Source organism: Bacillus sp. CCNWLW194, assembly GCF_037120585.1.
GTDB lineage: Bacteria > Bacillota > Bacilli > Bacillales > Bacillaceae_G > Bacillus_A > Bacillus_A basilensis.
Genome location: NZ_JBBBBL010000001.1, coordinates 537,499 through 560,797, shown reverse-complemented (window position 1 = coordinate 560,797; position 23,299 = coordinate 537,499). Strand labels below are relative to the sequence as shown.

Below are 23,299 nucleotides of genomic sequence, written 5' to 3'. Positions count from 1 at the left end.
GATGCAATTTCATATAAAAAACCTGAAATTTTTAACTTTTATTCTACGCTTGTTTCTAAAGTTACATCTGTATAGGTATGATCATCACCTATATGTAAAATCGCTTCACATTGACGTAATCTCAATTCAAAGAGCACGATAGAATCATGATAAACTTCAGGATTTGATTTCATTTTATGTAACATCTCTTGTTTTTCTTGTATTTCTAATTGCATATTTTCTACAGCTTGTTTCAAGGAGTTAAATGGATTCCTAAAGAATATATTAATATCTCGCTCTTGTGTGTTTTCAAACAGCTCAAATTGCAAGAAAAACTTCTTCATAATAGAATCCGTTACCTCGGTATAATCTTCATTTTCTACATACTGTTTGTATTTGTTATACAGCATAGATTTATTTTTAGGAAGAACTCCAAATAATTTACCGGCACTTTTCAGTAAAAATTGTGCTGGCGTAAATCGACGTAAAATATTTACTTCATCCATTTGTATTCTAGTCGTCATCCTGTCAGTATCTCTACGCCAGTCATCAAGCACTTTAAAGTCACATTCTAACTGTATTCTATTTTCTCCAAATAGTGAATTAAGCCCTTCACTAAGTTCTTCTAAATACGTTTGACTTTGAAGAAGCTCATTATTAGAAGTTGCAATCCAATTTTGCATAGAAAGAGCAAGATTAGGTAATACAGTTTGTTCTAAATATTTATGTACTCTTTCATTCATTGCTTTATTTAGTTCCGTATCCATGCGCCCGAAATCGCTTTCTTCACTAATTAAATTAGAACAGCTCTTTAATATCTTCGGAATATTTTCGGTAAGATCATTTGTAATTTCAGTCTTCATTGAACGATATGATTGTGTAATGAAATGAATTTTTTCCCTCTCAAATGCAGTAAGGTTATTAATGCTACCGTTTAGTTTCACTAGCATATCCTCATTCCAATTCATAGCATCCACTAGATTATTTTCTTTCTCAACTCGTTTATCTAAAAGATATGTAATTGTTTTTCGAATGAAAAACAATAGCTTTTCAGTACGTTCTGCATCGATATTTTTATGATTAAAGTTAAAATGAATAAACTCTGTTAATTCATTCAATTGCTGACTACTTGTATATAACGAAGAGTAAGGGAAAATTCTCGCATGCGGGAAATATGTGTTTATTCTCGCTGCCGTATCATGTAATACTCTTTTCACTTCTGCTTCACTATAGATGTTATCGATTTTATTTAATAAGAAATGCACTTGTAAATTTGGTGTATGTTCTTGAATGCTTAATAGAATATCACGCTCTTTATCAGTAAAAGGTGAATCCGCATTCAATACAAACAATAATTCATCCACAGAATTTAGATATTCAAATACCTCATCCCTAGTGTCGTTATTCCTATTAAAGCCAGGTGTAACTACAAATGTAAGTTTATTTTCACTTAAAAATCTGCATGGTAATTTAAATTCAACACATGCTCTATCTCTATATGTTTGATGGTGCTGAGACATCATATTATGGTAATCAGAGACATCTTCCGTTGTTGTAATTGCAGCGTCTGTTATGGCGTTAATTTCTGTATGAGCATCATTTTTTAAAACTACTACATTTGAAATTGATTTTTCTAATATATTTTCTCCTAATATAGAGTTGATAAATGTAGTTTTTCCGTTCCCTGAAGTTCCCGTTACTAAAATACGAGTTGTTCTTAAATCTGCGAGTTCGTCAACTAACCATCTAAATCGGTGACCTATTTCTATATTGTGCTTTTGTGCCCACTGTGTAATAGAATCAAAAAGATGTAAACTGTACTCTAAACCATTCACATGATTAATAGAATATGACATTAGGTTTTCCGCATGTTTTATATTTGCTGAATCTATTTTGGAAGGGAAAATCTCCTCCCATGCCAATACAGCTGCTGATGGAAATACAGCATAAGATGGATTGACTACTTTTAACCAATTCGTTAAAAGATTTGGAATGATATCGTGTAATTGTCTAAGCATATATTGCCCTTGAATTAATGCAAAGTACGTTTCTTCGTAAAGAGAAGAAATTTTGTCCCATATATCGGACGAATGTATTTCAATATGTAAGAAAAATTCATTTATTGTATTAAGCCATAATAAGTAATTTTGTTCATTTCTATAACTGTTCCAAAGTGATGAAACCATTTGTGTAAATTGTACTTGATCTACATTATTTAATGTAATTAATGCATCATAAAAATAATCTGGTGAAATATGTTTAGTAAATCCTTTATCAATATATCCTTTTAACACCTCAAACCATGGATAAGATTCTGTTCGAATTAACTCATTCACAGCAAGCTCTACTGCACTATCAAAATCTTGCTGTTCCTCATAAAAAGAACGGGCAATTTTTGTGACATTTGGATAATCAGGATTTAAGGAAACTGCTTCTTTAATAACAGAGAAAGCTGAGTCAAAATTATTTTGCTCTATATAAAGAGAAAGTAATTGTAGTCCAATCTCGGTCATCAATATTTTATTATCAGTAGTAATGGAAGTATAAACATTTTCAGCAACTGATAATTGATTAAGTTCGAAATAAGCATCCGCAATATTTTTTTGTGCCCATGGTGCTAATTCATTACTAACCTTCTCCCATTTAAAAATAGCTGCTTCAAAATCTTGATGGCGATAATAAAATTCACCTTGCGCAAAACGAATATAAGATCCATCAGAAATCTCATTTTTTTCTTCGTTTACATAAGCTTGTCCAAGTACGTCAAGAGTTGGTTTTGTTTCATTCTCCATTAGGAATGTTTCATAATACATCTTTTTTATTAATTGTTTTTCTAATCTCATCTTTTCCCCCACTATATCTTGAAAATACATTTTTAAGATATGTCAACACTTTATTTATGTATGCTTTTTATCTTAACAAAGAATATCTTGTGAAAAATTTCATTTTCCTTTCATTTTTCAAGTTAGATTGAATTTTTATGAGAAAAGTTTCAGTTTTTTTTCAATTCCCTTTCAGTTGTGAAACAGCATTAAATGTTCCTAATAACCTAATAAAACTATAATATCCCACATTATATTATCAGGAAAAACCTATATGGATTACATTATAAAAACAATTTATAACGAATATATATGCACAATTAACTTCACCTATATAAAAGAACTCGTCACATAGTGCTTGTTAGATAAACTGATATGCTACGTGAATTTCAAATATACCATGATAACTTAAACAACAATAATAGCGAGTGGCTATTCACACAATATCTTTCTCGAATTGTTTTCCTTTAAAATACTTCAGTAGTTACGTAATTAAATTCCATTAACCTCTATAAATAACTAGTCCAAAAAAAATCTATATGCATATCATGTTATAGTAAAGAATTCAGGAAATCCTAAAAGGAGGCATTTTCATGTTTGAAGATAAATCTAAAATCAACTACCCATATGAATTTACAGAAACTACAACAATCCCTCTAAAGAATCCTATCAATAAAAATTTTAAAAACGGCTCTGGTACACACACTTTCCCAATTAAGAAGCACTATAAAGAACAGGTGTTATATACGGAAAAAATTAATAAAAATAAATAATGATATTGATCCTTATGACAATTAGCCAAATAAGAATCAATATTTGGCCATTCATAGTTATGTGTTTAGTAATGTAGAAATCTTTATTATACAATTTACGTACCTTTAAAAAGTGCTGATATACAGCGCTTTTTTATACATAGATAAATCAAAGTTATCTTAGTCTAGAACTACTTACAACCTTAAGATTGATACGCTCAAATTTAAATAAACTACAAAATCACTCCGCCAGATAGTTATGTTATTTATGATGTCATGACAAAAGAAACATTTAGAGGTAAAGGAATTGGCAGTGACATGTTTCAATTTCTTCTAAATCAAACAAAAGCCAGTTGTATTACAAGCTTCAGATGATGGGAAAAATATTTATAAGCGATTTGAATTTATAGATGTCGGGGAAATGGTTGTATTTGAATAAAAGCTTTTCTTATTAAGCTACCAGGCGGGATTGTTGAGCAATATCGGCAGGAAATAATCCAACTTTTTATAAAAAATGATCCAATTGACACAAACAAAAAGATGTTTTCGGCATTATACCGAAAACATCTTTTTTATAATTTATTTTTAACTCAGTAAGATTAACTTTGACCTCAATATATTATCCCTACATAACCCTCTTAAACATCTTCTCCAACTCATAAGTAGAATGATGCACAAGAATCGGTCTTCCGTGCGGACATGTGTATGGGTTTGTTGTTGTACGAAGTTCTTCCAGTAAAGCAAATATTTGATCGTTCGTTAAATATTGATTTGCTTTAATGGAAGCTTTACAGCTCATCATGATAGCGGCTTCTTCACGCAACTTTTTAATATCAACTTTTTTTAGTTTGACGACTTGCTCCATCATTTCGTCGATAATTTCTGTTTCTTGTCCTTTCGGGAACCACGTTGGATGCGAGCGGACGATAAAGGATTGATGGCCGAATTGTTCCAGGAATAAACCGACTTTTTTTAGTTCTTCTAGCTGCTCTTCAACACGTAAAAATTCGGTAAGAGATAAATCAATACGGTACGGTACAAGTAGTTCTTGTACTTCTTGTGCTACTCGTCCTACTTTATCACGGAAGTATTCATAATTAATACGTTCCTGCGCGGCATGCTGGTCAATCATATATAAGCCTTTATCATTTTGAGCGAAAATATATGTTCCGTGCATTTGCCCAATTGGATAAAGCGGTGGTAAGTCATTACCGTTCATCTCAATCTCTTCTATTTTCTGAACATCTTCTTCCAATTCCTCTAATTCAAAGTCTTCATCGTTACTGTTCCACGATTTCTCTTTTTGAATTGGTTCTTCCATTATCGGTTTAGTAGATGGCTGCCAACTTTGTTCTTCCCTTACGAGCGACTGTGGTGGTTGCCATTCTTGTTTCGGCGGTTGCCACAGTTGTGCTGGTTGTTTCACAGTTATTGGTTCTTCTTGTTTTTCATCCATACCAGTCGGTAAAACGATGTCCGGCATGGATGGTTCTTTCGGCTTCGCATGCTCAAACTGGAATTGTTCTTGCACACTTTCATCTTTTTCTTTTTTCTTCGTTGTTACACCTGCATCTGGAATGAGCTGTATTTTTTTGAATGCCGCTTGCAATGTTTCTTCGATAAGCTTTAGCAGTTCTTGTTCTTTACTAAAACGAACTTCTAATTTCGCTGGATGTACGTTAACGTCAACAAGCATTGGATCCATTTCAATTGATAAGAAGCCGATTGGATATCGTCCGACTGGTAGTAATGTATGATATCCTTGCTGAATGGCTTTCATTAATACGAAATTTCGAACGTAACGGCCATTTACGATTGTTGACATATAATTTCGAGATGCTCTCGTTACTTCTGGTAATGTTACATAACCTTTAATTGTGAAATCTAAAGATTGTGCTTCAATCGGAATAAGCTTCTTCGCAACTTGAATGCTATAAATCGATGCAAGTACTTGTCTTACATCACCATTTCCTGATGTATGAAGCAATTTCTTTTCATTATGAAACAGCTTTAATGATACTTCTGGATGTGACATTGCAATACGATACACAATATCTGTAATATTCCCAAGCTCTGTATGAATGGTTTTCATATATTTTAGACGCGCTGGTGTATTAAAGAATAAGTTTTGTACTGTAATATCTGTTCCTTTTCGGCTCGCTGTTTTTTCCTGCTTTATAATGTCTCCACCTTTAATAATAAGGTGTGTACCAGGCGCATCACCTGTGCTAGTGATTAATTCTAATTCACTAACAGAGGCAATACTCGGCAATGCCTCGCCACGGAAACCGAGTGTTCTTATGCGAAACAGATCGTTTTCATCTTTAATTTTGCTCGTCGCATGTCGTTCAAAGGCGACGATACAATCTTCTTCTGCAATGCCATCTCCATTATCAATGATGCGAATTTTCGATAAACCAGCTTCTTCTAAGTGGATTTCAATAGATGTACTATTCGCATCGATAGAATTTTCCACAAGTTCTTTTACGACTGAGGCAGGTCGCTCTACTACTTCCCCTGCCGCAATTAAGTTAGAGAGTTGGTCATCGAGTTTGCGAATTTTCCCCATCTACTTACTCATCCTTTCTTTAACTTTTTCTGTAAGCGATACAGTTCATTCATCGCTTCTAAAGGTGTCATATCAAGTAAATCAATTTTTTTAATTTGCGCAAGTACTGCCGTTTCTTTTGCATCTAGAACTGGCTTGTCTTGTTTTTTCGAAGACTGTTCTCCACCAAAGAATGATAGTTGCGATTCTTCTTCAGTCTCTACTTTCGTCTCTTGTATTTCTACTGGCGCTTCTTTTACAACTACAGGTTCTGGAATAACTTCTTGCTCTTGCACTTTCACTTCTACACGCTTTGGAATAATAATTTCTTCTTGTCCTTCTAGTTGTGCTAACACTTCTTTCGCGCGAGCGATTAAACTATCTGGAAGCTCCGCAAGTTGCGCAACGTGAATTCCGTAACTTTTATCAGCTGCTCCATCTTGAATTTTATGAAGGAATACTACTTTTCCGTTCTCTTCAATAGCTGAAACATGTACATTCTTCAGTTGATCTAAACTCTCTTCTAACACTGTCAATTCATGATAATGCGTAGAGAATAACGTTTTTGCACCAATTTGGTCATGAATATGTTCAATGATTGCTTGTGCAAGCGCCATCCCATCATACGTAGATGTACCGCGTCCAATTTCATCAAATAAAATTAAACTTCTTTCTGATGCGTTTGCAATTGCATTTTTCGCTTCTAACATTTCGACCATAAATGTACTTTGGCCTGATATTAAATCATCCGCTGCACCAATTCTCGTAAAGATTTGATCAAATACAGGTAATATTGCTTCTGTTGCTGGTACGAAACAACCGATTTGCGACATAACAGTTACAAGTGCTAATTGTCTCATATACGTACTTTTACCAGACATGTTCGGTCCTGTAATTAAAAAGACATCCATCTTCTCTGGCATAATACAATCATTCGGTACATACAATTTCCCGTTCAATACTTTTTCAACGACAGGATGACGACCATCTTTAATAAAGATTTCGCGCTTCGTTGTTAGTACAGGTTTTACAAACTGTTCTTCTTCACTAACTGTCGCGAAACTTTGCAGTACGTCTAATTCACTAATTACTTTCGCTAAATGTTGTAATTTCGGAATAAATACTTTTACTTCTTCACGAAGCGCTGTAAATAAATCGTATTCTAGTTGTACAATTTTTTCTTCTGCCTCTAAGATTAATGTTTCTTTTTCTTTCAGTTCATCTGTAATGAAACGTTCCGCATTAGCAAGTGTTTGTTTACGCTCATAGCGCCCTTCTGGAAGTGCTGCAAGATTCGCCTTCGTCACTTCAATGTAGTAGCCGAAAATACGGTTGTACCCGATTTTTAACGATTTAACTCCTGTAATATCACGCTCTCGTTTTTCAAGCTCAGCGATCCACGTTTTTCCGTTTTTACTAACGTAACGATATTGATCAAGCTTGTCATTATAACCGTCTTTAATAATATCTCCATCTTTAATAGAAAGCGGTGGGTTTTCTTGAATACTTCTTCCTAGTAATTCAGTTAAGCTCTCACATGGATCCGCCCCTTGAATTAACCTTGCTGCATAAGTATCATCTAACAAACTAATCGCTTCTAAAATAGCTGGTACTTGAAGTAAAGATCGTCTTAACTGTAATAAGTCCCGTGCATTCACATTACCAAATGCAACTTTCCCTGCTAAACGTTCTAAATCATATACTTCTTTTAGTTTTTCTTTTAAATCTTCACGTAAGAAGTAATCATTTACAAATGTTTCAACCATTTCTAAACGCTCTTCAATTTTTTCTTTCTGAATAAGTGGACGTTCCATCCACTGTTTTAACATACGACCACCCATAGCTGTTTTTGTTTTATCTAATAGCCATAATAATGATCCTGTTTTTTCTTTCGTTCGAAGTGTTTCTGTCAGCTCTAAATTTCGCTTTGAATGCACATCAATTTTCATAAATTGATTTGTATAATAAATTTCTACTGGTTGTAAATGATCTAATGAACGTTTTTGCGTTCTTATCACATAGTTAAATAAGCGTCCAATTGCTTTAATTAACTTTGCTTGCGAAACATTTTTCACAAGATGTTCTAATCCTTCAGGAATTGCCGTTGCATCTTCATATGAAATTGTCATTTTTAATGTTTCAGTTAATTTATTTAATTCATCTTTAGAAAATGAAGAATCTACAACAATTTCCTTTGAACCAGTTGCATACACTTCTAATAAAATATCTTCTACTGAACCTGTTAACAACGTTACTGTATTTTGTCCAGTCGTTAAATCATTACAAGCTAAAGCATACGATCCATCTTCAAAATGTGTTAATGCTGCTAAGAAGTTATTTTCTTTCTCATCAATCGTACGCCCTTCCATCATCGTTCCTGGCGTAATTAGTTGTACTACTTCACGGCGCACTACACCTTTAGCTGTTTTGGGATCTTCCACTTGCTCACAAACAGCTACTTTATATCCTTTTTCAACAAGTTGCTCAATATAATTTTTAGCTGCATGATGCGGTACACCGCACATCGGTATACGATCACTACTACCACCATCTCGGCTCGTTAATGTAATTTCAAGCTCATGAGCTGCTTTAATCGCATCTTCAAAGAACATTTCATAAAAATCACCTAATCGGAAAAATAAAAAGGCATCTTGATAGTCTGCCTTAACCTTTAAATATTGCTGTATCATAGGGGTATATTGCGTCATACTTTTCCTCCATAATTCTTACATAGTAATCAATTTTCATATATGTCACATTTCACGGACATCCATATCTCCTATTTCAGGAGTCTTTCTTCATTATAGCACATTTCATAAGGAACCATGTTCATTCAAGCACTACTTATGTAAAGTAAAAAGCTAGGAAGAACTTCTCCCTAGCTTTCTATTACTCTTCTTCTGCATCAACGATAAAGTTCGGATCTAACTCTTCAAACTCATCATCATCGATTTGGAAATCTTCGTCTGATTCTACACAACCTTCAGGATTTACACTTACACAAATTTTCGTTTCGCCAACTACTTCTGTTACAAATTCACGTTCTACAGTTACAACAATTTTATTACCATTTGGTGACACAAGAGCTTCTAAACAATTTGGTGGCTGAATGACACGAGCAATAATTTCTAAATCATCACCAGAAAAGTTTTTATCACGATACCCAATACTTACTTCATCCGTGTAGTTCACACGTTCTGTTACAACTTCTGTCTTTGTATTGCCATCAAATGAATACCAAGTGTTCACATCATAGAAACCTTCAATTTCCACATGCTTTCCGTTCTTTCTTGCTTCGTACGAGTGGTTAATTACCCAGCACCCTAAAATACTTGTTGGCTCATTATTCGATTCACATGTATGCGTTGACTTTGTATACTTACGTCCTTTTCCAACCACTGCTTTTGTAATAATCTCTCTAAATTCGGACATTCGTAACCCTCCTCAATCACTATTCACTTAATCATATGCGTGACAATAGCGGAATGTGTCATTCTTTTTTCGAGAAGAACTACGTTTAATCCACTAAAAAAAGAGATGTCAATTCGACATCTCTTTAACAACCACAATTTCCTTTTTTACTTTCTACCGCTGCACCCGTTTCACCCTTCAATACATCGCCATTAGTTGAAATTAATATTTCATCTGTTACGTTGTTAGAAATCGTACTTGCAACTAGCTGTAGTAAGTCATTTACGTATGTTTGTGAAGATTTAAATTCTTGTACGACTGGAATACTGTCTAACTTATCTTGCAGGGCATCAATTTCAGCTTCTACTTTTTTCAAAGCTTCCCATTTCCCGTAATGCTGCAAATTTACTGCTTGCTTTTGCAGTGCTTTTATTTCATCAATTGCGCGCTTTACATTTTCATTTTTATGAATTTGCGCCTCTGCTTTCTTAAAGAAATCAACTTCTTCTGTTTCAGAAATCATTTTTGCTAATTCTTTCGCTTGTTCAACAATTTCATCTTTCGAATATGCTTTCATCTATTATTCCACCTCAATCGGCTCTTCAACTAATTCCCCGTTAAGAGACCAAGTTTTTGCTTCCGTTACTTTTACTTTCACAAGCTGACCAATTAAAGATTTTGAAGCGACGAAGTTTACAAGTTTATTCGTACGAGTATAACCTGCAAGTACTTCTGGATTATTTTTACTTTCCCCATCAACTAACACTTCTACAATTTGACCTTTGTAACGATTATTCTTTTCAATTGCCAACGTATTTACTAGTGTATTTAAGCGTTGAAGACGTTCTTTTTTCACTTCCATCGGTACATTATCTTTCATTTTTGCAGCTGGTGTACCTTCGCGCGGTGAATAAATAAAGGTAAAGGCAGTATCAAATCCTACTTCACGATATAACGACATCGTTTCTTCAAATTGCTCATCTGTTTCATTTGGGAAACCGACGATAATATCAGTTGTGAATACTGCATTTGGAATTGTTTCTTTAATTTTTCTTACAAGTTCTAAATAATGCTCACGTGAATATTTACGCGCCATAATTTTCAACATATCTGTACTTCCAGATTGAACTGGTAAGTGAATATGTTCTACTAAGTTTCCACCTTTTCCAAGCACTTCAATTAAGTGATCATCGAAATCGCGTGGGTGGCTCGTTGTAAAACGAATACGGGCTATATCAACTTTACGGAGTTCGTCCATTAAATCGCCTAGACCATATTCTATATCTTCAAAGTCTTTACCATATGCATTTACGTTTTGTCCAAGTAACGTAATTTCTTTATAACCATTCGCAGCTAAATGACGAATTTCTTGGATAATGTCTTCTGGACGTCTGCTTCGCTCTTTTCCGCGTGTATACGGTACGATACAATATGTACAGAACTTATCACAGCCATACATAATATTTACCCAAGCTTTAATATCACCACGGCGTACTTTCGGAAGGTTTTCAATTACGTCCCCTTCTTTTGACCAAACTTCAACTACCGTTTCCTTCGAGAACATTGCATCTTTTAGAATGTACGGTAATCTATGAATATTATGCGTCCCAAACACCATATCTACATGCTGATTTTTTTGCATAATTTTATTTACAACAGATTCCTCTTGAGACATACAACCACATACACCAATTAAAAGGTCAGGATTTCTTCGTTTTAGTGACTTTAAATGACCTAGTTCACCGAACACTTTATTTTCAGCATTTTCACGAATGGCACAAGTATTTAATAATACTACATCTGCATCTTCAGTTGAAAAGGTTGGCTCATATCCAAGTGCAGTGAAAATACCAGCCATTACTTCAGTATCATGCTCATTCATTTGACAACCATATGTACGAATATAGAACTTTCTCCCTGTACCAAAATTGCGAAACTCTTCAGGTAAGCCAAAATCCCGTTCAATTTTAACTTCTTCTTTCCCTCGCTTTTTCGCATCTTTTAAGGATGGTGGTTGGTATACATTTTCAAAGTATTTGCTATAATCTTTCTCTTCTTTTTTCGTAGAGGAATTTGCTTGTTGACTTACTAATCGTTGTTGCTCGTTCATCGGTAATCTCCTTTCACCCTTAACTATACACACTCTATAGTCCATTTTAATGCGCCTAGACCCACCTCAAAAATGGTTAGATAGCTTGAGAGATAACTTGTCCTTTGAAACTCGAGTAATCAATCTAATCATCCGTAAGAATGAAGTCTTCCCCACACAAATAGACATTCCCTTTTTGTATTTCTTTTGTCCTACCCAAAAGCATATTGCTTTATCCCTATAAACATTACCATAGTATGAAGCGTTTCGCCAATTTTTACAAAGAAGAAGGCTTATCCTATTATTACATTTCCTAGTTAATGAACATGCAATTTTCATACAACGATTTATATATTATTTTACCATTCTGAATTTTCTAAGTAAATATAACTACCTTATATTTTTCCTCATTAAAAAAGGTTGCCAAATGGCAACCTGCTCTTCTTACATTACATAAATTCAGCAACAAGCTCATCAAACATTTTCTGATCCATATTTAAATCAGATTGCACTAAAGGCTTCTCGCTATAGCCTTTTACAAGTTCTTGGTATGAAGGTTGTGCTGTATTTTGATAAATTAAACCTGTTACTAATCCGTTATTTTCCATTAACGTTTGCATAGCCATCATGCGATTAGACGGATCATATCCCTCTACTGTACTTAGTTTTGTTAAATTTTCTTTAAACCAATCGTAAGTATTTACTTTATTGTAAGTAACACATGGGCTGAACACGTTAATTAATGAAAATCCTTTATGATTAATACCAGCTTCAATAATTTGTGTTAATTCTTTTAAATCACTTGAAAAGCTTTGCGCCACAAATGTTGCACCAGCTGTTAAAGCCATTTCCATAACATTTAGTGACGGTTCAATTGAACCTTGTGGTGTACTTTTCGTTTTAAATCCAGCTTCACTACGTGGTGAAGTTTGCCCTTTTGTTAATCCGTAAATTTGGTTATCCATTACGATGTACGTAATGTCGATGTTACGACGAATAGAGTGGATTGTATGTCCCATACCAATCGCAAATCCATCACCGTCACCACCTGATGCAATAACTGTTAAATCACGGTTTGCCATTTTCACACCTTGTGCAATTGGAAGGGCACGACCATGAATACTATGCACACCATATGAATTAATATAACCTGAAATACGACCTGAACAGCCGATACCAGAAATAACAGCTAGTTCATCTGGATTTAAACCAACGTTAGCTGCCGCACGTTGAATTGCAGCTTGCACTGAGAAGTCTCCGCAACCTGGGCACCAGTTTGGTTTTACACTGTTACGAAAGTCCTTAAATGTTGCCATTTAATACAACCCCTTTTTTGCATTCGTTGTAAATCTCTTTTGGCAAGAATGGGTTCCCATCATATTTTAAAAGACTAGAAATTTTCTCACCGTTACCAAGATTCATTTTCATAATGTTAGCAAGCTGACCTGTTGCATTGTTTTCTACCACTACAACACGCTTCGCATTTTTCACAAGTGGATCGATTTCAGCTGTTGGGAACGGGTGAATTAAACGCACATGAGCATGGTTTACTTTCATGCCCTCTTGTTCTAAGCGCTCCATTGCTTCTTCGATTGCACCACGAGTTGAGTTAAATCCAACAAGTAATACGTCTGCTTCTTCATGCTTAACATTTTTATAGACAGGGGTATTGAACTTCAAGTTCTCCATTTTACGGAAACGTTTGTCCATTTGATCTTTACGGTTTATTGCTGATTCAGATGGTTTACCAGTTTCATCATGTTCTACACCTGTAACATGGTGAACACCATTTTTCATACCAGGTAAAACACGTGGTGAAACGCCATCTGCTGTTACTTCATAACGCTTGAAGTATGCTTTATTTTCACGTTCTGGCAATTCCGCTTCTAAATCAAGCTTACCACGACGAATTTCCACTTTATCTAACTTAAGTGGTTCTACCGTTTGTTTCCCTAAAGAAAGCTGTAAATCTGTTAAGAAAATAACAGGAACTTGATATTCTTCAGCTAGGTTAAATGCTTCTACAATATCATAGAAAGCTTCTTCAACTGTACTTGGCGCCATTACGATTTTTGGAATCTCACCGTGCGTACCGTAAATCATAGCCATTAAATCAGACTGCTCTTGTTTCGTTGGTAATCCTGTACTTGGACCACCACGTTGTGTATCAACAATCACTAATGGCGTTTCTGTAATACCCGCTAAACCAATCGCTTCCATCATTAAAGATAGACCTGGACCAGCAGATGCAGTTAATGTACGAACACCAGCATAGTTTGCACCGATTGCCATTGTACAAGCTGCGATTTCATCCTCAGTTTGGATTACTGTCCCGCCAACCTTTGGCAATTTTTTAATTAAGTATTCCATAATTTCAGATGCAGGTGTAATTGGATATGCAGACATAAAGCGAGCACCACCAGCTACCGCACCAAATGCGATTGCATCGTTTCCAATCATAAACATGCGTTTCTTACCATCAGCTTTTTCAAGCTGCATCATGTTTACTTTCTCACCTAGTAACTCTTTCATATATTGAGAGCCGCGCTTAATTGCGTCCATATTCTTTTGAACAACTTGCTCTCCTTTACGACCAAAGATCTCTTCAACAACATCTAAATAAGCTGTCTCATCTAATCCTAATACCGCACTTGATGCCCCAACAGCAACCATGTTTTTCATTAATGATGTGCCTAATTCTGAAGCAATATCTGTAAACGGTATCACATATAGATTTACATCTGTATTGTCAGGTATTGTCGGATTAAATTTCGCATCTGCAACTACAATCCCGCCCGGACGTAGTTCGTGGAAGTTAAAATCAATTGTTTCTTGATCAAAAGCAATTAAAATATCTAAGTCATCTGAGATCGCGCGTACTTCTGTTGTACTTACACGAATTTTATTATTTGTATGGCCGCCTTTAATACGTGATGAGAAGTGGCGGTAACCGTATAGGTAATATCCTAATCGGTTTAATGCAATACAGAAGATTTCTCCTGTACTTTCAATTCCTTCACCTTGTTGGCCTCCAACTTTCCATGAAAGTTGACTAATCATCTCCTACACCCCTTTTGGCTGCATTCATTGTAGTGTATTTTTTTACAGTAATAGTTTAGCATTTTTTATACAAATAAACTACAACGGACGCAAATTATGCCTCTTCTGATTTCCCTGAATCTTTAGTATAAAGCTATTTTGTTTTTCATTCTAGTATTAGGTCTTAAAAAAAGCAATAATATCAAATGAATTAATTCTAATTTTTCTGGATTTTTAAAACAAAATCTCAAAAACTTATATGTTCAACAAAATTATCATATAAAAATCGCTCTACAGTAGATGCAGCATAGTGTTTACAAAGCTCATTCATTACATTTTCATAATCTCGATACGCTGATACATTTACAACCGTTTCTAAAATCCCATCAAAATCTGAACCAAATCCTATATTGTTCTCTCCACCTAATGAACAAATATATTCGATATGTCTTACTATATCTGCTATATTCGCTTGTTTTTCATTTGTTAAAAACTGCGGTACAAAAGTGACACCTATCATGCCATTTCGCTTTATAAGAGCTTTAAGTTGTTCATCGTTTAAATTACGTGGATGCTGACAAAGTTTCATACAGTTTGAGTGGGAAGCAATAGGATTTTTTGCACTTTCTACAACATCCCAAAAACTTCTTTCATTCAGATGAGACACATCAGTCCATGCATGTAACGTATTAAGTTCTTGTACAACTTCTTTACCGAAAGTCGTTAAACCTGCCCCACGTGTCTCTAGCGCACCATCAGCTAATAGATTGGCATAATTCCATGTTAGTCCAAAAGAACGTACTCCTAGGCGATACAACAACCGTAATTTCATTGCATCTCTTCCAATTGCTTCGCATCCTTCTAGTGTTAATATCGCTCCAATCTCGTCCTGTTTTAACATGTTAATATCATCTTTTGTCTGAATAAACTTCACACCTGGTAGGGATAAAATTTCATTATAAAAAATATCTACCATTTGTAATGCTACTTCAAATCGGTTTTCATATGCCACTGTTTCTGGCACATATATAGCAAAACATTGTATACTTCCTTTTCTTCTCTTTAATTGTTCAAATGTAATATGTAATTGCGGATCATGTTTAAAATTCTTTTTCCCTTGTGCACTCCATAACTGAAGAAGCACATCACAATGAGCATCAAAAATTTTCATTTTCATTTTCATTTTCATTCCTCCATTATAAAAACAACCTGTTTGCATACTGCAAACAGGTTGTTTAAGCTTAACGAGGTTCTACAATTAATTTTATTGCTGTACGTTCTTCCCCATCAATCATAATATCCGTAAACGCTGGGATACAAATCAGGTCCAAACCACTAGGCGCTACAAATCCTCTTGCAATTGCTACTGCCTTTACCGCTTGGTTCAATGCACCTGCACCAATAGCTTGAATTTCTGCTGTTCCGCGTTCGCGAATAACACCTGCAAGTGCACCAGCTACAGAATTAGGGACCGACGTTGCTTTAACTTTTAATATTTCCATTCCGCGTTTCCTCCTCGTTTCTATAAAAAGTATTAGCAATTATTTCACTTTAACTTATATTCACGAGGAATGACGCGTATTCCTGCTAAATTTCTGTAATTTTTCTAAAAAATTAAAAAATAATAACTTATCTAAATTTTAGCCAAGAATTACTCAAAAAATGGTTGATCATCATTAATTAAGATACGCTCAATTTTCTTAGCTTTTCCTGTATTAGGATCCACATCAATTAGCACTGCACTTAATTGCGTTCTACCATTTGTTACTTCAAATCGTACTGGTAAGTTTGTTAAAAACTTCTTCAATACCGCTTCGCGGTCCATACCTAAAATTCCATCGTACGGTCCTGTCATACCAACATCTGTGATATATGCCGTTCCGCTTGGTAAAATACGATTATCTGCTGTAGGAACATGCGTATGTGTACCTACTACCGCTGTAGCACGACCATCTACATACCAACCTAACGCTTGTTTTTCACTTGTAGTTTCTGCATGAAAATCAATAAAGATAATATTCGTACGTTTTTTTGCAATATTAATTAATTCATCCACTTTACGGAATGGACAATCAATTGGAGGAAGGAAAGTACGTCCTTGTAAATTAATAACTGCAACTTCTGTTCCATTACAGTTTACAAAGATAAGCCCTTTTCCTGGAGTTCCTTCTGGAAAGTTAGCTGGTCTTGCAAGATATTTTGCATCATCAATAAATTCAAATACTTCACGGTTATCCCAAGCATGGTTTCCAAGTGTAACCGCTTGTGCCCCGCATTCTAAAAAGTTTCGATATATTTTTTCTGTAATTCCACGTCCACCTGCTGCATTTTCTCCATTAATAATGGTTACTGTAGGTGTATATTTCTTCTTTAATGCCGGTACGTATTGTTGAATCATACCTCTACCAGGAGATCCTACTACATCCCCAACAAATAATATTCTCATATGTCTTACCCTTCCTATGTACTACATTTTTTATTACTATAGCTTCAAGTGATTTCCTTACAATATATTTATTATAAGTTTGTTTCATTTGTATGCTATATATAACTAATTTCCTTTATTTTAACCAATTCCAACACAAAAAAATAAAGTGGTGTTTCACCACTTTATTTTGCGTATTCCACTGCACGTGTTTCACGAATAACAGTTACTTTAATATGTCCTGGGTAATCCAGTTCATTTTCAATACGTTTTCGAATATCACGAGCTAAACGATGAGCTTCTAAATCATCAATTGTATCTGGTTTTACCAGAATACGAACTTCTCGTCCTGCTTGAATTGCGAAAGATTTTTCTACGCCTTCATAAGACTCTGAAATCTCTTCTAGCTTTTCAAGACGACGAATATAGTTCTCAAGTGTTTCACTACGAGCTCCAGGTCTTGCAGCTGATAATGCATCTGCTGCTGCAACTAAAACTGCAATGATAGAAGTTGGTTCTGTGTCCCCATGGTGAGATGCAATACTATTTATAACTACAGGATGCTCTTTATATTTCGTTGCGAGTTCAACACCAATTTCAACGTGGCTACCTTCTACTTCATGGTCAATCGCTTTACCGATATCATGTAATAGACCAGCACGTCTTGCTAGTTTTTCATCCTCACCAAGCTCTGCTGCCATAAGTCCAGTTAAATATGCAACTTCCATAGAATGTTTTAAGACGTTTTGTCCGTAACTTGTACGGTATTTTAAACGACCTAAAATCTTAATTAAATCTGGATGTAATCCGTGAACACCCACTTCAAACGTTGTTTGCTCTCCGACTTCACGAATATACTCGTCCACTTCACGTCTTGATTTTTCGACCATCTCTTCAATACGCGCTGGGTGAATACGTCCGTCCTGTACTAGTTTATCAAGAGCGATACGAGCTGTTTCACGACGAATTGGGTCGAATCCAGAAAGGATAACCGCTTCTGGTGTATCATCGATAATTAGGTCAATACCTGTTAACGTTTCTAACGTACGAATATTTCGACCTTCACGTCCGATAATACGTCCCTTCATTTCGTCATTTGGAAGATTTACAACCGAAACGGTTGTTTCAGCAACATGATCAGCTGCACATCTTTGCATTGCAAGAGATAAAATCTCTTTTGCTTTCTTATCCGCTTCTTCTTTCGCACGAACTTCACTTTCTTTTACCATTACGGCAATTTCATGAGAAACTTCACTTTCTACTTTACCAAGAATAATTGCTTTCGCTTGTTCGCGTGTCAGATTGGAAATGCGCTCTAATTCTGTTTGTTGCTTTTGAACTAACTCTCCCACTTTGCTTTCCAACTCTTCAATCTGTTGTTGTCTCGCTACAAGAGAATCCTCTTTCTTTTCTAACTGTTGCTCGCGTTTATCGAGCGTTTCGTCTTTACGATCAAGGTTCTCTTCTTTTTGCATTAAACGATTTTCTTGTTTTTGTAATTCGCTTCTACGGTCACGAATTTCTAATTCAGCTTCTGTACGAAGTGTATGAATTTCATCCTTTGCTTCTAAAAGCGCTTCTTTCTTAAGTGCTTCAGCCTCACGATTCGCTTCGTCTAGAATACGTTTCGCTTCATTAGATGCACCATTAATCTTCGCTTCAGCAATAGACTTTCGAACAAAAAAGCCAACAACTGCACCGACTGTTGCAAGCAAAATGGAGATGAGTATCCAAACTGTACTACTCATGATTTCACCTCCCCTTGCTATGAATGAAAAAAGACTGTCGGCATGTACATTGAATACCAACATACAGCAAAGACCGTCGTCCCGCTTTTTTAAGGGACTTTCTTCATTTCACAATTAAAATGTCATATTATTATTTCGGCAAGATTTAAGTCTTACTCCGAATATTACTTCTCTTCTTGAGAAGAGTATTTCGTATATAAGAAAAAATATACATTCTCATTGTATCTATCGCAATTTTCATTGTCAAGCGTTGTCTACTTTTACTTTCTTTACCTTCAGCCCTGAATGTTGTCTGAATTTGAAAAATAGATAGCATATTATCCTGGAAAACCTTAGTAAATACCATTTCATTTACTTAAAACATATAAATATTCCTCTTTACACATCCCATTTGAGTCAAAAAAATATTTTTATCACTGCGATATATTCCACTTTAATAGAAGATAAAAAAATAAAAGACACGGTCCCGTGTCTTTTATTTTTTAATCTTGAAGAGTTGAATCTTCCGTGTCTTCCACACCAGAATCTTCACCAATTCCGTGATGATCACGAACAAAGAAGGCAATTTCCTCTCTTAAATCCGTATTCTCTTTTAAGAATTGCTTCGAATTCTCACGACCTTGTCCTAAACGCTCTTCATTATAAGAATACCAAGCACCACTCTTTTGAACGATATCAAGTTCAGAAGCCATATCTAAGATTTCACCTTCTCTTGAAATACCTTCTCCGTACATAATATCAACTTCAGCAACACGGAATGGTGGTGCTACTTTATTCTTAACTACTTTTACTTTCGTTTTATTACCAACGATGTCGTTACCTTGCTTTAATTGCTCCGCACGACGTACTTCAAGACGAACTGTTGAATAGAATTTCAACGCACGACCACCTGGAGTTGTTTCTGGGTTCCCGAACATAACCCCAACTTTTTCACGAATTTGGTTAATAAAGATTGCGATTGTTTTTGATTTATTGATTGCACCTGAAAGTTTACGAAGTGCCTGTGACATTAAACGAGCTTGTAAACCTACGTGAGAGTCACCCATGTCCCCTTCAATCTCAGCTTTCGGTACAAGAGCTGCTACAGAGTCAATTACAATAATGTCAACCGCGCCACTTCGTACAAGTGCTTCTGCGATTTCTAGTCCTTGCTCCCCTGTATCAGGTTGTGATAATAGTAATTCATCTATGTTAACGCCTAATTTTTGTGCATATACAGGATCCATCGCATGCTCCGCATCAATAAACGCTGCTTGTCCACCTTGACGCTGTACTTCAGCGATTGCGTGTAATGAAACTGTTGTTTTACCCGAACTTTCAGGTCCGTAAATTTCAATAATACGGCCACGCGGGTATCCGCCTACCCCTAGTGCCACATCAAGTGCTAAAGAACCACTTGAAATTGTAGAAATTCTACGCTCCGCTTGTTCTCCTAATTTCATAATTGAACCTTTACCGAATTGCTTCTCTATTTGTTTTAACGCCATATCTAATGCCGCTTGACGATCACTCATTCAAAATTCCTCCTTAACTGAATTGCTAATCTTATTATACCTATTTTCAATTCAATTTGCCAACAAAAATCGAACATTTATTCGATTTTTTTATTTTCCATTTAATAAAACTCCATTTTTGCATTAAAAAAGCTAGAAGAGACTCACATCTCTTCTAGCTTTTTATACAAATGATAAAATCCATATTTCGCCGAACGTTCCCTAATTTGTTGACGACTTCCACTTAAATGGAGAGGAAAGACTATAGTTGGTTCATCCTTAATCGCCAATCCAATGAATACCGTTCCCGGCTCTTTCTGTTCTGAAGCATCCGGTCCTGCTACCCCAGTGAAACTAATTCCGATATCCGCTTTTAATATACCTTTAACATTTTCAGCGAGATAACAAGCACATTCTTTACTAACTGCACCATCAGTAGACAACACTCCCCCAGGTACATGTAGAACATGTTGCTTCACATCATTATGATAACAAATGACACCGCCTTTAAATACTGAAGACACACCAGCACTTTCTGTCACTTGATTGCCGAAGAGACCACCTGTTAAACTTTCTGCACACGCTAAAGTTAATCCTTTTTTCTTCAATAACTCTATCGCTTTATAGTGCAGAAACTCTTGGTCATATCCGTAGAAAAATTCTCCTACTCTTTCTAAAATCAAATCTTCCATATGCTGGATGAGTTTCGCTGCTTCATCAGCATTTTGATGTTTGGCAGTTAAACGTAGTGTCACTTCTCCATCATTCGCAAGGGGGGCGATTGTCGGGTTCGTTTGTCTATCAATTAAATCTTGAACTTTCACTTCTAATTGAGATTCCCCAATTCCGAAAAAACGAAGCACACGAGAATAAATGTTTTCTCCTGTTGTAAAGTTACGTAAAAAAGGCTCTACATAACTTACATACATCGGCTTCATCTCTTTTGGTGGTCCTGGTAATAAAATATAAACTTTTCCGTTCTTATTTAACCCCATACCAGGTGCCATACCGTGATCATTCGCAAATACAGTTGCTCCATCTAAAACGAGCGCCTGCTTTTTATTATTCTCCGTGAATTCGCGGCCTGTACGCTTAAAGTAATCGCTTATTGAGGCTAATGCTTTTTCATCATACACAAGCTCTCCACCCAAACAAGAAGATATCGTTTCTTTCGTCAGATCATCTTTTGTCGGACCTAATCCACCTGTGAAAATAAGCATGTCAGCACGTTCTTCCGCAACTTCAATCGCCTGCTGTAATCGTTTGTTATTATCTCCAACTACAGTATGGTAGTACACATTAATTCCAATTGAAGCTAACTTCTCAGATAAAAACTGGGCATTTGTATTTGCAATTTGTCCAAGTAATAATTCAGTTCCAACCGCAATAATTTCAGCATTCATCCCAATTCCCCCATAAACTTCTATTTTGAGTTTACAAAAGCTTCTCTATTTTTCCAGAAATAATCCCATCCTGAAATAACAGTAAAAATTAATGCAATCCATATAAAGATATCAGCTACCGGAATATGGATTAAATTTAAAGGTACATCGTGTAATAAGTATGCTGCGATCGCAATAATTTGTGTCCATGTCTTAATTTTCCCTAGCTGATTTGCCGCAACTACTTCTCCTGTCCCAGCAAGTACAAGGCGTAAACCAGTTACCGCAAACTCACGGCTTATAATTACAATAACAATCCAAGCAGGTACGTATTGCATCTCAACTAATGTAATAAGTGCTGCTGAAACAAGTAATTTATCAGCTAACGGGTCAAGAAACTTCCCTAAATTCGTTACAAGATTATACTTTCTTGCGTAATGTCCATCAATCCAATCTGTAGCCGAAGCAATAATAAAGATAAGTGCTCCTACTAAATGTTGAATTGGTAAATCAACATCACCAATTGTGTATGAACCCCAATCAAAGGGTGCTAACATAATTACCATAAAAATTGGAATTAAGCAGATTCTAGATATTGTAATTTTATTTGGTAAATTCACAGCTATTCCTCCATCATATCAAAAACATTTGTTCATTGAAAAAAGTCATCGAAGCGATGACTGTTATTGTGCTGGTTGCTCTATCCCTTGGTTTTTTATCACCAATCTTTGGTGAAGTTCTTTTTCTGTATCCAATGGGTAAGCGACCACTTGGCCATTCAGTTTAACTTCAACATTCGTTGCATTTCCAATATTAAGTCGCACTTCTTTTATTGTTGATACATCATGTTTTTCTACTTGACCCTCTTGTACTGTAGTGTTTAGAATTACATTCCCAGCATCATCTTTAACATCTACATAACTCGCACCTTTACTCGATATTTCCAGTTCTAATGTTTTATTATTATGAATTTCCAAAGTAGATACTATACCAGTTGTTCCAACTACTTTCACCTCTTGTTGTCCAGTTGGTTGTGCGGGTTGTTCTTCTTTCTTTGGCTCTTCTTTCTTTGGTTCCTCTTTTTTCGGTTCTTCCGCTTTCACTTCTTCTTTCTTCGTGTCTAACGGAGAGTTTTCCGCTTTTTTAACTTCAATTTTTTCACTTTGAGCATTCGGAACTTTCTCATCATCTTTTCCAGTTAACGCTTGAAACACAAACCAAATTACCACTCCAACTGCGATTACTAACAGCGCAACTAAGATTTTCGGCATATGATCTGCAATTGGCCAAGATGAAGATTTTTGCATTGTTTCTTGTGTTTTTTGTCCAGTTGATACTTGTGGAACGTCGCGTTTTTCAGATTGTGGTATCGTACTCTGATACTCTACAAGCAGTTCCTCTCCACTTAATCCAACCGCATCTGCGTATTGTTTAATGAATGCACGCGCATAAAAAGCTCCTGGCAATACATCATAATTGCCTTCCTCAATCGCTACTAAATGGCGCTTTTGAATTTTTGTAATCTCATGCAGCTGATCAATAGACAAGCCTTTCGTTCCTCTTGCTTCTTTCAGCTTTTGTCCTAATTCTGTCACTACTAACACCTCAATA

The 23,299-nt window shown here is 35.6% G+C and carries 17 protein-coding genes and 1 pseudogene; 2 read left to right on the top strand and 16 right to left on the bottom strand.

From position 1 onward, the window contains the following. Positions 1-38: 38 nt before the first annotated feature. Positions 39-2,822, bottom strand: coding sequence for a dynamin family protein (locus tag V7S50_RS03015; RefSeq protein ID WP_242251996.1), 2,784 nt, complete (start codon positions 2,820-2,822; stop codon positions 39-41). Positions 2,823-3,394: 572 nt separating this feature from the next. On the opposite strand from V7S50_RS03015, the gene V7S50_RS03010 reads away from it, so the two are divergent. After that, positions 3,395-3,574, top strand: a complete 180-nt coding sequence (locus V7S50_RS03010) for a hypothetical protein (protein WP_242251997.1) — start codon at positions 3,395-3,397, stop codon at positions 3,572-3,574. 219 nt (positions 3,575-3,793) lie between these two features. Further along, positions 3,794-3,992, top strand: a pseudogene (locus V7S50_RS03005) (GNAT family N-acetyltransferase); the annotation flags it as partial. A 186-nt stretch (positions 3,993-4,178) separates the two neighbouring features. Here the strand turns inward: V7S50_RS03005 and mutL are convergent. The 15 genes from mutL to V7S50_RS02930 all read right to left on the bottom strand — a co-directional run bounded on the left by mutL (position 4,179) and on the right by V7S50_RS02930 (position 23,283). Next, on the bottom strand, positions 4,179-6,122 hold the full coding sequence (gene mutL, locus V7S50_RS03000; protein ID WP_242251998.1) for a DNA mismatch repair endonuclease MutL: 1,944 nt from the start codon (positions 6,120-6,122) through the stop codon (positions 4,179-4,181). Between the two features lie 8 nt (positions 6,123-6,130). Then, the gene (gene mutS / locus V7S50_RS02995; protein ID WP_336375959.1) at positions 6,131-8,809 is read right to left on the bottom strand and encodes a DNA mismatch repair protein MutS; all 2,679 of its coding nucleotides are present in this window, start codon (positions 8,807-8,809) and stop codon (positions 6,131-6,133) included. Positions 8,810-8,990: 181 nt separating this feature from the next. After that, positions 8,991-9,533 (bottom strand): outer spore coat protein CotE, encoded by a 543-nt coding sequence (gene cotE / locus V7S50_RS02990; RefSeq protein ID WP_001288800.1) that lies wholly within the window; start codon positions 9,531-9,533, stop codon positions 8,991-8,993. A 124-nt stretch (positions 9,534-9,657) separates the two neighbouring features. Continuing rightward, the gene (locus V7S50_RS02985) at positions 9,658-10,089 is read right to left on the bottom strand and encodes a RicAFT regulatory complex protein RicA family protein (protein ID WP_016086647.1); all 432 of its coding nucleotides are present in this window, start codon (positions 10,087-10,089) and stop codon (positions 9,658-9,660) included. Positions 10,090-10,092: 3 nt separating this feature from the next. Beyond that, a complete protein-coding gene (gene miaB, locus V7S50_RS02980; RefSeq protein WP_242252000.1) occupies positions 10,093-11,622 on the bottom strand; it encodes a tRNA (N6-isopentenyl adenosine(37)-C2)-methylthiotransferase MiaB in 1,530 nt (509 codons plus the stop codon). A 428-nt stretch (positions 11,623-12,050) separates the two neighbouring features. Beyond that, the gene (locus tag V7S50_RS02975) at positions 12,051-12,917 is read right to left on the bottom strand and encodes a 2-oxoacid:ferredoxin oxidoreductase subunit beta (protein ID WP_000190154.1); all 867 of its coding nucleotides are present in this window, start codon (positions 12,915-12,917) and stop codon (positions 12,051-12,053) included. Continuing rightward, a complete protein-coding gene (locus V7S50_RS02970) occupies positions 12,904-14,661 on the bottom strand; it encodes a 2-oxoacid:acceptor oxidoreductase subunit alpha (protein ID WP_242252001.1) in 1,758 nt (585 codons plus the stop codon). The genes V7S50_RS02975 and V7S50_RS02970 overlap by 14 nt, the downstream gene beginning before the upstream one ends. A 226-nt stretch (positions 14,662-14,887) precedes the next feature. Next, complete coding sequence (locus tag V7S50_RS02965; protein ID WP_149293650.1) at positions 14,888-15,811, bottom strand: dipeptidase; 924 nt, start codon at positions 15,809-15,811, stop codon at positions 14,888-14,890. Between the two features lie 70 nt (positions 15,812-15,881). After that, a complete protein-coding gene (gene spoVS / locus V7S50_RS02960; RefSeq protein ID WP_000404341.1) occupies positions 15,882-16,142 on the bottom strand; it encodes a stage V sporulation protein SpoVS in 261 nt (86 codons plus the stop codon). A 149-nt stretch (positions 16,143-16,291) separates the two neighbouring features. Continuing rightward, a complete protein-coding gene (locus V7S50_RS02955; RefSeq protein ID WP_003199419.1) occupies positions 16,292-17,086 on the bottom strand; it encodes a TIGR00282 family metallophosphoesterase in 795 nt (264 codons plus the stop codon). A gap of 164 nt (positions 17,087-17,250) precedes the next feature. Continuing rightward, entirely contained in the window at positions 17,251-18,813 is a 1,563-nt protein-coding gene (rny, locus tag V7S50_RS02950) for a ribonuclease Y (protein WP_063221052.1), read from the bottom strand. A gap of 482 nt (positions 18,814-19,295) precedes the next feature. Beyond that, positions 19,296-20,327 carry a recombinase RecA gene (recA, locus tag V7S50_RS02945; protein ID WP_001283854.1) on the bottom strand — a complete coding sequence of 344 codons (1,032 nt, stop codon included), beginning with the start codon at positions 20,325-20,327 and terminating at the stop codon, positions 19,296-19,298. 143 nt (positions 20,328-20,470) lie between these two features. Beyond that, complete coding sequence (cinA, locus tag V7S50_RS02940) at positions 20,471-21,709, bottom strand: competence/damage-inducible protein CinA (protein WP_242252003.1); 1,239 nt, start codon at positions 21,707-21,709, stop codon at positions 20,471-20,473. Positions 21,710-21,729: 20 nt separating this feature from the next. Further along, a complete protein-coding gene (gene pgsA / locus V7S50_RS02935) occupies positions 21,730-22,308 on the bottom strand; it encodes a CDP-diacylglycerol--glycerol-3-phosphate 3-phosphatidyltransferase (RefSeq protein ID WP_060631950.1) in 579 nt (192 codons plus the stop codon). 63 nt (positions 22,309-22,371) lie between these two features. After that, positions 22,372-23,283, bottom strand: a complete 912-nt coding sequence (locus V7S50_RS02930) for a helix-turn-helix domain-containing protein (RefSeq protein ID WP_242252004.1) — start codon at positions 23,281-23,283, stop codon at positions 22,372-22,374. Positions 23,284-23,299: the final 16 nt, after the last annotated feature.

Coding starts and splice junctions, on each gene's coding strand:
- rny (WP_063221052.1), bottom strand. CDS start 18,813: ATGAGTAGTACAGTTTGGATACTCATCTCCATTTTGCTTGCAACAGTC.
- cotE (WP_001288800.1), bottom strand. CDS start 9,533: ATGTCCGAATTTAGAGAGATTATTACAAAAGCAGTGGTTGGAAAAGGA.
- cinA (WP_242252003.1), bottom strand. CDS start 21,709: ATGAATGCTGAAATTATTGCGGTTGGAACTGAATTATTACTTGGACAA.
- V7S50_RS02975 (WP_000190154.1), bottom strand. CDS start 12,917: ATGGCAACATTTAAGGACTTTCGTAACAGTGTAAAACCAAACTGGTGC.
- V7S50_RS03015 (WP_242251996.1), bottom strand. CDS start 2,822: ATGAGATTAGAAAAACAATTAATAAAAAAGATGTATTATGAAACATTC.
- miaB (WP_242252000.1), bottom strand. CDS start 11,622: ATGAACGAGCAACAACGATTAGTAAGTCAACAAGCAAATTCCTCTACG.
- V7S50_RS02965 (WP_149293650.1), bottom strand. CDS start 15,811: ATGAAAATTTTTGATGCTCATTGTGATGTGCTTCTTCAGTTATGGAGT.
- V7S50_RS02970 (WP_242252001.1), bottom strand. CDS start 14,661: ATGATTAGTCAACTTTCATGGAAAGTTGGAGGCCAACAAGGTGAAGGA.
- V7S50_RS02955 (WP_003199419.1), bottom strand. CDS start 17,086: ATGAGAATATTATTTGTTGGGGATGTAGTAGGATCTCCTGGTAGAGGT.
- V7S50_RS03010 (WP_242251997.1), top strand. CDS start 3,395: ATGTTTGAAGATAAATCTAAAATCAACTACCCATATGAATTTACAGAA.
- recA (WP_001283854.1), bottom strand. CDS start 20,327: ATGAGTGATCGTCAAGCGGCATTAGATATGGCGTTAAAACAAATAGAG.
- V7S50_RS02985 (WP_016086647.1), bottom strand. CDS start 10,089: ATGAAAGCATATTCGAAAGATGAAATTGTTGAACAAGCGAAAGAATTA.
- mutS (WP_336375959.1), bottom strand. CDS start 8,809: ATGACGCAATATACCCCTATGATACAGCAATATTTAAAGGTTAAGGCA.
- spoVS (WP_000404341.1), bottom strand. CDS start 16,142: ATGGAAATATTAAAAGTTAAAGCAACGTCGGTCCCTAATTCTGTAGCT.
- mutL (WP_242251998.1), bottom strand. CDS start 6,122: ATGGGGAAAATTCGCAAACTCGATGACCAACTCTCTAACTTAATTGCG.